Origin of the sequence: Ohtaekwangia koreensis, from assembly GCF_900167975.1 — a bacterium.
Classification (GTDB): Bacteria; Bacteroidota; Bacteroidia; order Cytophagales; family Cyclobacteriaceae; genus Ohtaekwangia; species Ohtaekwangia koreensis.
In genome coordinates, this window is record NZ_FUZU01000001.1 from 673,009 (window position 1) to 685,405 (window position 12,397).

General features: G+C 42.3%; 13 protein-coding genes. 8 read left to right on the top strand and 5 right to left on the bottom strand.

What is annotated here, in order from left to right; translation table 11 throughout:
- Positions 1–117: 117 nt before the first annotated feature.
- Positions 118–486: a LiaF transmembrane domain-containing protein gene (locus B5Y40_RS02915; RefSeq protein ID WP_079685202.1), complete on the bottom strand. Its 369-nt coding sequence runs from the start codon at positions 484–486 to the stop codon at positions 118–120.
- A 194-nt stretch (positions 487–680) separates the two neighbouring features.
- Between B5Y40_RS02915 and B5Y40_RS02920 the strand changes: the two genes are divergently transcribed.
- Both B5Y40_RS02920 and B5Y40_RS02925 read left to right on the top strand, forming a co-directional pair.
- On the top strand, positions 681–1,235 hold the full coding sequence (locus B5Y40_RS02920; protein WP_079685203.1) for a hypothetical protein: 555 nt from the start codon (positions 681–683) through the stop codon (positions 1,233–1,235).
- A gap of 9 nt (positions 1,236–1,244) precedes the next feature.
- Entirely contained in the window at positions 1,245–1,805 is a 561-nt protein-coding gene (locus tag B5Y40_RS02925) for a hypothetical protein (protein WP_143785579.1), read from the top strand.
- 86 nt (positions 1,806–1,891) lie between these two features.
- On the opposite strand, the gene B5Y40_RS02930 is transcribed toward B5Y40_RS02925, so the two are convergent.
- The 3 genes from B5Y40_RS02930 to B5Y40_RS02940 form a co-directional block, all read right to left on the bottom strand.
- Positions 1,892–4,600 carry a glycoside hydrolase family 78 protein gene (locus tag B5Y40_RS02930; RefSeq protein WP_079685205.1) on the bottom strand — a complete coding sequence of 903 codons (2,709 nt, stop codon included), beginning with the start codon at positions 4,598–4,600 and terminating at the stop codon, positions 1,892–1,894.
- Between the two features lie 67 nt (positions 4,601–4,667).
- The gene (gene nudK, locus B5Y40_RS02935; protein ID WP_079685206.1) at positions 4,668–5,243 is read right to left on the bottom strand and encodes a GDP-mannose pyrophosphatase NudK; all 576 of its coding nucleotides are present in this window, start codon (positions 5,241–5,243) and stop codon (positions 4,668–4,670) included.
- A gap of 93 nt (positions 5,244–5,336) precedes the next feature.
- The gene (locus tag B5Y40_RS02940; RefSeq protein ID WP_245840462.1) at positions 5,337–5,984 is read right to left on the bottom strand and encodes a 3'-5' exonuclease; all 648 of its coding nucleotides are present in this window, start codon (positions 5,982–5,984) and stop codon (positions 5,337–5,339) included.
- A 185-nt stretch (positions 5,985–6,169) separates the two neighbouring features.
- Here B5Y40_RS02940 and B5Y40_RS02945 point away from each other — a divergent pair, with 185 nt between their 5' ends.
- From B5Y40_RS02945 to B5Y40_RS02970, 6 genes are all read left to right on the top strand, one after another.
- Complete coding sequence (locus B5Y40_RS02945) at positions 6,170–7,879, top strand: amino acid permease (RefSeq protein ID WP_079685208.1); 1,710 nt, start codon at positions 6,170–6,172, stop codon at positions 7,877–7,879.
- 36 nt (positions 7,880–7,915) lie between these two features.
- Positions 7,916–8,329 (top strand): GlcG/HbpS family heme-binding protein, encoded by a 414-nt coding sequence (locus tag B5Y40_RS02950; RefSeq protein WP_079685209.1) that lies wholly within the window; start codon positions 7,916–7,918, stop codon positions 8,327–8,329.
- 300 nt (positions 8,330–8,629) lie between these two features.
- A complete protein-coding gene (locus tag B5Y40_RS02955) occupies positions 8,630–9,145 on the top strand; it encodes a DUF4442 domain-containing protein (protein WP_079685210.1) in 516 nt (171 codons plus the stop codon).
- Between the two features lie 64 nt (positions 9,146–9,209).
- Positions 9,210–9,689, top strand: coding sequence for an Mpo1 family 2-hydroxy fatty acid dioxygenase (locus tag B5Y40_RS02960; RefSeq protein WP_079685211.1), 480 nt, complete (start codon positions 9,210–9,212; stop codon positions 9,687–9,689).
- Positions 9,690–10,625: a GNAT family N-acetyltransferase gene (locus B5Y40_RS02965; protein WP_079685212.1), complete on the top strand. Its 936-nt coding sequence runs from the start codon at positions 9,690–9,692 to the stop codon at positions 10,623–10,625. It abuts the gene before it with no gap.
- Positions 10,625–11,593 carry a glycosyltransferase family 2 protein gene (locus tag B5Y40_RS02970; RefSeq protein ID WP_079685213.1) on the top strand — a complete coding sequence of 323 codons (969 nt, stop codon included), beginning with the start codon at positions 10,625–10,627 and terminating at the stop codon, positions 11,591–11,593. The genes B5Y40_RS02965 and B5Y40_RS02970 overlap by 1 nt, the downstream gene beginning before the upstream one ends.
- Here the strand turns inward: B5Y40_RS02970 and B5Y40_RS02975 are convergent.
- Positions 11,588–12,394, bottom strand: a complete 807-nt coding sequence (locus tag B5Y40_RS02975) for a phytanoyl-CoA dioxygenase family protein (RefSeq protein ID WP_079685214.1) — start codon at positions 12,392–12,394, stop codon at positions 11,588–11,590. The two genes, B5Y40_RS02970 and B5Y40_RS02975, sit on opposite strands and share 6 nt — an antisense overlap.
- Positions 12,395–12,397 lie beyond the last annotated feature (3 nt).

Sequence of the window (12,397 nt, forward strand, 5' to 3'; positions counted from 1 at the left end):
AAGTGATTGCCCCATAGCTTCTCCGTTAGACGAAGGGATATAGTACCGATCTCTGTAAATAAAAAATGGCTTTGCCGAATCTCAGCAAAGCCATGAAAATGTCAGGAGTGATGATATTTACCTGCAGTAATGTTTACGGCTCGGTTTCAACATGATGCTTAAGCCAATGGCGATGATAATCAGCGGCCACATAAAATTCCCGATAGAGAAACCTTCAACGAAGCGCTCAGTCAGGAATAAAAGACCTATCGCTACGGGTATCAACCATCTGAAATTACGGAAACTATGTCGCGCACCTTGATATATACCTGCGGCAACGACAATCATCGGCCAGGTAAATAACCACTCGGGGAGTTCAGCCCCGGCTTTATGGGCAAGCAATACAGTACCCACTGTTACAACAACGAGTCCGCCCAATACCCGCCCCTTTCGTTTCTCAGCTTTTCTATTTTCTTTACTTTCCAAAGTATCATTGATGGTTTCCATAAGTGGTATAGTTTTTTATTTCAATTTACGGTCAAGAGGTATAGATCGGCCATTGCGATTAGGTGTACCGTAGAGACGCGTAGGTGAATGAAAGAACGCAGTCGGCAAACAATCACACCGGTCATCATGTTTTTGTAAAAGGTATGCGTACAACCAACTTTTAAATTATTTTTGTTATATAAAAAAAGAACCCTATGAAAAACAATTTACTATTGTCAGGGGCATTTTGCGCCCTAACGTTTTTTGCAAGTTGCAGTGATGATGATATACCAGCCATCGAGTACAAGGAGCAAGGCTTCGTAAAAGGCCAGATCACAGGAACTGCTTCCGATGATGCCACTGCCATCAATGAGAGTTTTAGCTATTCAAAGTATAATCCCGGTTATTTTGATGGACCATATGCTTCCAACTATGTGGTGAATGATAATGGCACGATTGACATCAATATAGTGCGGCAGGATGTTCAGGGTGGTGGCGGAGTATATATCAACTTGCTGTTGGATGGCCCTGGAGACACTTCACCTGCATATGAGGTTGAACTCACATATATCAAGGAGTCTGATAAAATTCTATACTTCTCTACAGAATCGGATTCGGACAATGAATCTGACGTGACAAATTTTTCCTTTGATGCAACCTCTGGTCGCGTGAAAGGAGAATTTTCAATTGAAGGAAGCGATAACAGTACAAACAACGACGCTACTGTAACAGGTTCTTTCGATGTGGTAGTGAAGCAGGTAATCCAATAACGAACGAATATGAAAAGCGCTTTTAAGGTCCTCTTGATGGCCGTAGCAATTATAGTATTTGCTCGTTGCAGTGACGATGATGAACCAGCACTGGAGTATAGACAGCAGGGATTTGTAAAAGGTACGATTGCCGGAACTACAGGTTCAAGCAGTGCCATCATAAACGAATCGTTTACCTACTCACAGTATCTGCCAGGTTTATATGGAGAAGAAGGTATGTCATATTATGAAATTAATGATGATGGATCAATTTACGCCCGTGTCATCCGACATGATGTAAATACAGGTGGATATGTTGGTTTTTACTTTACTCTTGATGATGAAAATGATGTAACACCAGAAGATGTATATTATATCGTGATCTATAGAAATAACAATTTGGATGGTAAGGCCTTTGATTTTTCTATCAGTTCATCCGGGAATGACTTTTCAATATCAGACTTTTCGTTTGATATTTCTTCCGGAAGAACAAAGGGTAAATATGTATTGGAAGGATCCGCAAACAGTACAGGCAAAAACGCCACGGTTACCGGAGAGTTTGATGTCGTGATAAAACAAATCGTATATTAATCAATATCTGTTGATTACTGTGTAATTAAAAATAGCCGCTAACAGCGGCTATTTTTATGAGTATATATATAGATTCGATCACTACACTAAGGCATACTATATTCAAAGTGATAGACTCCTGATCCAATCGCCAGCCTGGAATCATTGCCAATGGTTTGTGATTTGAATTTTGAGGCATTAATATCTTTCATTTGCTCCGTTATCTTCTTTCCGGAAGCTTTTGGCAGTACTACCTCTGCGGTTGTATTGGCAGGTATAACAATGTCAATTTTAAAATTGCCATTCTCAATTTTCCAGGCCGATTTCGCAAGGCCATATATAGTCTTTAGCTCCGCTGTAGCGCTCGACAGTTTCCCTCCAGGTTGAGGGGCAATCATGATTTGTTTATACCCGGGAGATGCTTCCCTTAATCCGGCTACTGTTCTATACATCCAGTCACCGATAGCGCCATAGGCATAATGATTAAATGAATTCATACCCGGTGTTTGAAATGTACTATCCGGTTTCATACCATCCCAACGCTCCCATATAGTAGTCGCGCCCATTTTAACAGGATATAGCCACGATGGATATTCTTCCTGCAGAAGCAGGTCGTAAGCGACATCTGTATATCCGAAGCGGGTAAGCACATGGCAGAGGTAAGGTGTGCCGAGAAAACCGGTAGTCAGGTGGTTGCCATAGTCTTTTACATTTTGCGCGAGCTTCTCAGCAGCCTGTGAACGCATCGTTTCGGGAAGCATATCAAAATGCAAAGCAAGTACATAAGCAGTTTGGGTACTCGACACCAATCTGCCGGAAGGCGTTACATATTCTTTTATAAAAGCATCTTTAATCTTCTTTAGTTGAGATGTATAGTGTTGTACATCGGCTGTCTTTCCCAATACTTGTGCCGTGTTCAACATCAACTGCGTTGAATATGCCCAGAAGCATTGCGCGATCAAATATTTATCCGTTACAGCAGAGCGACCATCATTATCATCGAAGGGTCTATAGAAAAGCCAGTCACCAAAGTGGAAGCCTGTGTTCCAAAGATCATTCTTGCTTTTACTTTCCATAAAGCCTACCCAGGCTTTCATGCTTTCGTATTGTTGCTCGAGGATTTTCTGATCGCCATATGCATAGTATAGATTCCAGGGTATAATAACAGCAACATCGGCCCAGCCTGTGGAGGCAACATCATTATCACTCAATACATTTGGAATGACGAATGGCACGGCACCGTCTTTACGTTGATCGGCTGCGAGATCCTTCAACCATTTGTGAAAGAACGGAGCTACATTCATGTTATACGCAGCCGTGCGAAAGAAGACCTGTGCATCGCCTGTCCAGCCCAACCGCTCATCACGTTGTGGACAATCGGAAGGTATATCTACAAAATTTCCTTTTTGCCCCCATTGAATATTATGCTGCAGTTGATTTACCAATGCATTAGAGGAAGTAAAATTCCCCGTAGGTTGCATATCCGAATATACGGCCGTGGCTATAATTTTATCAGGTGTCAATGTACCCGGATATCCTTCGACATGCGCATAGCGGAAGCCGAAGAAACTGAAGCGCGGTTCGTATACTTCTTCTTCACCACCTTTCAGTGTATATACAATCTCCGCTTTGGCGGCACGTAAATTATCAAGGTATATATTTTTGTTTTTGTCGAGCACCTCAGCATGGTGTATGGTTATTTTGTCACCTGCTTTACCTTTAACTTTCAGTGTAACCCATCCCACCAGGTTCTGTCCGAAGTCAATAACAGTCTCACCTTTGGGTGTTTTAAAGATTTTTACGGGCTTAAACGTTTCATGTTTTTTTACAGGTGGGCCATACGAGGCAAGTATATTTTCTTTTCCTCCGTTCACCACCGTTACGGAAGACCAATCGGCATCCCGAAAGGTTGATTGCGTCCAATCTTTCTTTTCGAGTTGCGCATCGTATGCTTCACCGTAGTATATACCGGCTTTGCGAATTGGCCCTGTTGATGATTTCCATTGCGCATCAGAAGTGATTACTTCAGATGTACCATCCATATAGGTTACTTCAAGCTGGTATAGCAGCCCCAATGTTTTTCCATAGATATTTTTTTTGTCTCCCCATGCAAGGTTGCCTCGGTACCAGCCATCGCCCAGGAATACACCGGTAGCATTGTTGCCTTGCTTTAGTAAAGCGGTAACATCGTATGTTTGGTATTGAAGTCTCTTGTTATAGCTTGTCCAGCCAGGCGTAAGGTACTGATCGCCTACACGCTTACCATTGACATGTGCTTCGTATAGTCCATGCGAAGTAATATATAGTCTCCCGGATTTTATAGTTTTCTTCAGATCAAAAATTCTGCGCAGGAGCGGGGCTGGCCCGTTCACACTGTCACCTGGTACAGCAGGCTCAATCCATTGTGCTGTCCAATCTGTTGCTTGCAGCAATCCCAACTCAAAAAAGACAGGTTTACTCCAGGCGGAAGCATTTCCTTTGTTATCCCAGACGCGTGCCTGCCAGTGGTACCGTTGTTTTGCTTTGAGCGGTGAACCACTATAGGTAATAAATGCTGATTGATCGGAAGTAACTTTCCCGGTTTGCCAGAGAATGTTTTTAAAACTTTCATCCCTGCTCACGCGCAACTCGTAAGCAGTTTGCAATACATCGCGTTGTGGTGAGACCAGCGTCCAGCTAAAACGTGGAGCCGTGATATCCAGTCCAATAGGATTATTTTGATATTCAGTCGTGAGCTCAGCGATCTGAAGTTTTTGCGCCACAGCAGATAAACCTGCCGTGATGCAAAAAAAGAATACAAGTAGTATACGTGGCATAAGGTTGGTGTTATGCCGGTAAAATAAAAAGTTACATGTAATTAACTACCCTGCTCTTTACTGTGTGCTATAAAAGATTGTGAAGTTTAGCGTATTGCAGCAACATAATTGTTTTCGCGTCACGAATCTCTCCAGAAGCAATCATGCCGTAAGCCTTTTCGAAGTCAAGCTCCAGTACTTCGATGTTTTCATCCTCATCTACACCACCACCCTCATTTACTTTCTGTTCGTGCGAATACTCACCAATAAAGAAATAGAGTATCTCGGTAACAGATCCCGGTGACATGTAAACTTCAAAGATCTTTTTAACGTGCGAGATGCGATACCCGGTTTCTTCTTCGGTTTCTCTGCGGATGCAATCTTCAGGGTTGTCAAGATCCAATAAGCCGGCACAAGTCTCAACCAACATTCCACTTTCATTTCCATTCACGAACGTGGGCAACCTGAATTGTCGTGTGAGAATTACGGTGCGTTGTTGCTTATTATATAGTAGGATGGTAGCACCATTGCCACGATCATAAGCCTCGCGGCTTTGCGTGGTTTCATGGCCATGCTTGTCGGTGAAAGTATAGGTATACTTGTAAAGCTTATACCAGTTGGCAGAAAGAATTTCTTTCTGAAGAATCTTAACAGAGGAGGTCATTTGTTTTGCTATCAGTGATTATAGTCTGAAGGTCTTTAAACTTGATCCTCGTCTGTTTTGTTGCATGCTGTTTTTAGTAAACAGCAAACAACGCTATACAACAACAGGTTGTGCAGTGATCAGTCTCTTGTAGATCTCCAGGCATACCCATGCATCGGTGGCTGCATATTCAAGTTGCTTTTCAGTAAGAGTCGGTGCTTCCCAGTTGGAAGTTTGCGCACTTTTCGAAATCCTGAATCCCAATAAAAGTCCGGTGAGTTTTTTTACACTCTCCACTTGCAGACCTTTTTCTTTAGACAGTGTTGCAAGCTCTACAAATGCCTGGGGTTGGAATCGCTTGTTCTTTTGCAATGCCTTGATGTCGTCACGAATCGCGACACCGGCTTTTATGATATTATCATTTTCAAAAAAAGCAGCCAGCTCATCTGTTACACCAGTATGATGCAACCTGATCAGGAATACTTTATGAGGTAACGCGAGCTGCAGGAGCGCCACGTTGTACGATTGTCCTTTTTTAAAACTCGGGCGCGTTTCCGTATCAAACCCGACTGCATCGTGCTTTTCCATCTCTTTGATGGCTTTCGAGAGCTTTTCTGTATCCGTAATCACGCTCACTTTTCCACTGAAAGCCTTCAGTGGGAGCAAGTTGAGCTCGTCAGCCGTGATGTTCGTTTTAGGCTCTACACTATGCTCGGCAGCGTTGTTGAGATGTTCTTTCGGAGGAGTCATTAAAAAATCCAAATTGACAGCGTTTAAAAAATTTCCTTCCACTTAAGCCATTAAGATAATTTAAAAAATCGTCCCATCTTTTAATCGCTATAAATTTTCATTCATATTCTGAAAACAAGTTGCCCCGATCCCCCAATTGCGCTGCAAATCCTGTTTAATTTTTACTTATTTTGAGCCCTCCTTAAAACCTGAACCGAATGTTTGACTCTTTATTTCGAAAGAAACCCCTGTCCAAAATTCTGCTGGATGCTGAGCAAGGTGTTGATGACGGGCATGGCACCCACGGCCTTAAAAAAATATTAGGCGTCAAAGACCTCACTTCTATGGGCATTGCCGCAGTTGTGGGCGCGGGCATTTTCTCTACCATCGGTACAGCAGCCTTTAACGGTGGCCCGGGTATCTCTCTCTTGTTTATTATCACGGCTGTTACCTGCGGGTTTTCAGCTTTGTGTTATGCCGAGTTTGCAAGCCGGGTACCGATCGCAGGAAGTGCCTATACATATGCATATGTATCATTCGGTGAGTTGGTTGCATGGATTATCGGCTGGGCTTTAATCCTGGAATATGCGATCGGAAATATAGTGGTGGCTATATCCTGGAGTGGCTATTTCAATAACCTGCTGGAAGGTTTTGGTTTACATCTGCCAGCCTGGCTTACCACAGACCCCACTACAGCAAAGCATGCCTTTCTGCTTTCGCAGGAAGCAGTAGCGGCCGGCACTCCGCTAACGGAGAGCCTACTGTACGCACAAAATGCGTGGAATACAGCTCCTGTAATATTCGGTAAACATATATTTGTTAACCTGCCCGCGTTCATCATCGTGGTTCTCATTAGTATACTTACGTATATAGGTATCCGGGAAAGTAAGAAGATGACGAATTTCCTGGTGGTGTTTAAATTACTGGTGATTATACTGGTAATTCTGGTCGGTTTCTTTTTTGTTGATCCAGGAAACTGGAGCCCTTTTTTACCAAATGGATTTGAAGGTGTACTGCGCGGGGTATCAGCGGTGTTTTATGCGTATATAGGCTTTGATGCAATCTCAACGACAGCCGAGGAATGTAAAAATCCGCAGCGCGATTTACCACGGGGTATGATTTATTCATTGGTGATCTGTACCGTCCTATATATACTTATAGCTTTTGTATTAACCGGAATGGTGCCTTTCACACAACTGAAAGTCGCAGATCCGTTAGCATTTGTTTTTGATACCGTAGGACAAAAATGGATTGGTTATATAGTTTCCGTCAGCGCTGTGATTGCCACCACAAGTGTGTTGCTTGTATTTCAATTGGGACAACCACGTATTTGGATGAGCATGAGCCGTGATGGCCTGATGCCAAAAGCATTCGCGAAGATTCACCCAAAGTATCAAACACCCTGGTTCTCTACCATTATAACCGGATGTATTGTAGCGATCCCGTCTTTGTTCATGGAAAGCGGACTGATGACTGACCTTACAAGTATCGGAACATTGTTTGCATTTGTACTGGTGTCAGCCGGAGTACTAACGTTACCTCATGTTACCAATATAAAAGGCACTGCACCCGCTGGTAAATTTAAGTTGCCCTATATCAATGGTAAATTTATAGTGCCGGTATTGTATATCGTGTTTATTTATTTTTCCCGTGATAGAGTTTTATCCGCAGTGCAAAATATAGGCAATGAAGGTCTTCAGGAAATCCTGTTCCTCATCTTTATCATATTAGGAGCTATACTTAGTGTATTAACCTTTATACGCAACTACTCCATTATACCTATACTGGGTGTTTTATTCTGCGCGTATTTACTGATCGAGATCCCCGCACTTTCCTGGCTCTATTTCTTTTGCTGGATGGGTGTAGGGTTGGTGATCTACTTTAGCTATGGGTATTGGAAGAGTAAGCTAGCAACAAATAAGAGTTGATCCTTTTCAAAATCACAGTATATAATTAACCCATGCATGTATACTATACAAAAAGTAAGCTCTAAAGAAGCACAGGCTTTGATCAACGCAGTGATCGCGGAAGCGGAGCGGATCAATGAATCTATAGCGGTAGCTATAGTAGGCCCGGAAGGGGAGCCTATTGCTTTTCTGCGTATGGATGAAGCCAGCCCTGCAGCATCGGTTATTGCACAGAACAAAGCCTATACTTCTGCGCGCGATCGTAAGTCTACGCGCAAAATGGGCGAGTTTATGTTAGACAATGACCGCCCTCCAGCCTTCTGGGGCGATAAAGGTATAACTGGCTTTGGCGGTGGTTTACCCATCGTTCAAAACAATAAAGTTATAGGCGGAATCGGCATCAGCGGTTTGTCAGAAGACGAAGATGAAAGGATTGCTGCCATCGCTATTCAAGCAGTATATAAGTATTGATACAGGTATACCTATATAGGAATTACCAATGAGTTGAAATACTTAAAAACAGATTGAATTGTGGACTAGACTTCTGATCAGAGTGCGAAAGATAATATACCGTACAACAGAACAGCCACGGTAGGGAGCATAAGTACAAGGTCGATCAGATTAAATTTAGCTTTCATTTTGTAGTGAGGAATTTCCTCGTGTTAGAATACTGAAAGACTATATTCTAAAATCATGCCAACCGCTGGGTGGATTTTCGATTGTCCTAAAAAACAGTAAATTCCTCTTTATTCTTATTGAATCGCTATACTTATGCTTGATCCGAACACGATTTTACAAAAAGCTAAGACCTCTTCGTTCTATCGGACTATATTGAACTGGTCGCTTAACCGGATGATCCCGTTCAATAAACCGCATGATTTCCGGATCCTGGAAATCGGAGATTATCATCTTAAGACAGTTATTCCCTATAAAAGAAAAAACTTCAATCACATCCGTGGATTACATGCTTGTGCGTTGGCTACGATCTCCGAGTTTACGACTGGCTTTTTGCTGGTGAGTAAATTGGATTCAAAAAAGTATCGGCTAATTATGCAACGCCTTGAGATGGATTATCATTACCAAGGCAAGATGGACGCTACGGCTACATTTTCGATCTCTGAAGAATGGCTCCGTCAGAATATTTATGAGCCGCTCCAATCGCAGGAGGCCGTTGTCATTATATGTGAAATAAAAATACATGACGCGAAGGGAAACCATCTTACAACCGGAAAAGTATACTGGCAGATCAAAGACTGGCAAAAGGTGAAAACCAAGCTTTCCGCATGATCGAAATCGTTTGAAGATTGACGGGAATACATTAAATTTCTTCTCTCAAAACCGGAGAAATGTTATGCGAAGAATTGATCATCTACTAAGTGAGTATGGCGAAAGTCATCAGAACGTTACCAACAAATCTATTCATTGGGTTTGCGTACCGCTGATATTCTTCAGCATCGTAGGGTTGGTTGCCTCTATTCCTGCCCAAACAGTTCAATCATTTTTAGGAGAAGGCAACGCCTATGCTAACTGGGCAACAGTAGTATTGGTGCTCGTTACCATTTATTATGTTACACTTTCTATACCTTTGAGTGTTGGCATGATGTTGTTCGGAGTATTGTGCCTCGTATTGGTAAATGTGATCGTACGATTGAATATTGCTCCACTTTGGGCCGTATGTATTGGTATATTTGTACTGGCATGGATCGGTCAGTTCTACGGTCATAAAGTAGAAGGGAAGAAACCATCTTTTTTTAAAGATGTACAGTTCCTGCTCATAGGCCCAGCGTGGCTTATGCATTTTATTTATAAGAAACTAGGAATCCCATATTGATTGGAAGAGTATAATTTTTACGAAGGCATTCCTTCGGCTGCCTATTCAGCAGATTTTGAAGTCGCTCTTTTTAATAAGTACCAGCATCTATACCTTCAGTCGGAGGAAGGCTGGTATACCTTTTATGCTGCCAACGAGAAGTATAAAAGCATTGCCTGCTGCATGCACGTTCATGTTTCAGAAAGAGATGCATGGAGTCCGTTGCGATCACCTTTCGGAGGTATAGAGTGTTCAGACGAGGTTCCTCCTGTAATTCTTTTCAGGTTTCTGGAATTTATAGAGGAGAAACTAAAAGAAAAAGGTGTTACAAACCTTGTCATTAAAAACCCACCACAATTCTATAATCCCAGGCGGGCAGCGTTAACAGAAACGTTGCTCTTTAACCTGGGCTATTCAGTGATAGATGCAGAGTTAGGAACGATCGTTGAAATTAAGGAAGAATTTGGCAAGCATGCCGATTTATGGGAGAGGCGCAAGCTTCGCCAGGCTCGTGAGGCCGGATTCTTTTTTCGCGCAGTGCCCAATGAAATGCTCAACGATGTATACTTCTTTATTCTGGCCTGCCGGAAACAGAAAGGATATAGTCTGTCGATGAACCTGGCGGATCTCCGTGAGACTGCAAGTCGTTTCCCAGATCAACATATACTCTCGGCAGTATACCAGGAAGAGAAAATGATTGCAGCTTCCATCGCCATTCGTGTACATCAGGATGTATTGTATAATTTTTATTCCGATCACGATAAACAATACGATGTATATAGTCCAATTGTACTATTGATGGAAGGCTTGCATAACTACTGCATGACCAATCGTATTCCATTACTCGATCTCGGAACATCTGCTGTGAATGGTAAGCCGAATTTCGGGTTACTGGATTTTAAACTGCGACTGGGTGGAGTTCCAACGTCCAAGCTTACCTTTAAAAAGGACTGGTAATGCAGATGCCACTGGTCTCTGTCATTTGTCTGTGTTACAATCACAGTCATTTTGTCGAGGAGGCCGTTCAGTCAGTAATCGATCAGAGCTATCCCAATATTCAGATCATTATTGTAGACGATGCCAGTATAGATGATAGTGTAACTGCGATTAGAAGAGTAATCGAACAAAGCGGCAGAGCCGATATACAATTCCTGCCGCTCTCACAAAATGTTGGCAACTGCAAAGCTTTCAATCAAGGATTTTTATTGGCGAAAGGCGAGTATATAATTGATTTCGCCACAGATGATATTATGGTGCCGAAGCGAATTCAGCAACAGGTAAATTTTTTCGCTTCTTTGGATCAATCGTTTGGTGTGATATTTTCAGATGCAGTATATGTTACCAGCGACCGTAAATTTTTATACAATCATTTTGAGAATCTGGTTCAAAAAGGAATAGTCAGGGCTATACCCGTTGGCGATGTTTTTAAAGATATACTCACCACTTATTTTATATCATCGCCTACCATGATGATCAGGAAGAAGGTGCTGGATGAGTTGAATGGTTATGATGAGACACTCGCGTACGAGGATTTTGATTTCTGGGTTCGATCATCAAGAAAGTATAAGTATAATTATATGGATGCGAAACTTACCATCGTGCGAAAGACAGCATCATCGATGTCTACCGGATGGTATCGGGTTGGCGATAAACAACTGCACTCTACTTACCTCGTATGCAGAAAGGGACAGAATCTGGTACGATCGCAGGAGGAGAAGGCTGCGCTGATAAAACGTGTACGATATGAATTAGGACAATCCGCTTTCTCAGAAAATTTTATCGAAGGAAAGTTATTTTTTACGCTTCTGAAGGAACTCACCGCCATTACATTCAGTGACCGTATCTTCAATCTCATTATTACGATCAAGCTGCCGTTGACTATATTTAGGAAGTTGTACTATAAAGTTAAGTTCAAAGAATCATAGCTTCCACAAGCGGATCTCAATGGAGATTCTCGTTTGGTTTACCGATGAATTTATAGCGCCTCCATGGATTAAGTAAGGAGAGAAGATCAATACTTCGTTCTCTCCAGGCGAAGGTCTGAGCATTGTGAAGTTATCTTTAATATCTGTGACGGCAGGAACATTATACTTTACGCCATTGATCTCTGCTCCAGAAACTGTACGTTCAATTTTTGATTCTGCCCACGTATGACTTCCAGGTATCAGCATGAGTGACGTTAGTTCATTGCTGCCCGCGATGGGTATATATAGGTTGATGCAGTTGTCGTAATCTTCCAGCCACACATCGCGATGCAGCGGATTGTTATCGGTTTTGCTTGGGCGGATCACACGAAAGTGAAAAACAGATTGTTGATCAAACGGATTTTTACAAACGAGCGGTGTCTTGCAGATCGCTGAGATCTTTTCTTCCAATAAACGTATAGGAATTGGAAAATCTTCTATAGGTAACAACTTCGTTTTCTCGACTGCGCGAAGATGTGTTTCAAAATCCTTCGCGACCGTATGATAGGTATCTAGCGGAAACCCAATGTCGATGGGAAATCCGGCCTGTCTCCAACGGTCGATCAATAGTATATCTGTGTTCTCTTTGAAATCTTTATATAACGAATCGTCAAAAAGCTTTTCAATGGTATAGCCTTCCGGGTGCCATGGCATGTTTGCTGTAAGGTCAACACCTGTGTTCAATAGAACGGTATCATCACCCCACATTCGCTCGCCTTTTGCATCGTATGTATAGTCATGTCCCTGAACGGAGTATTTCATAAT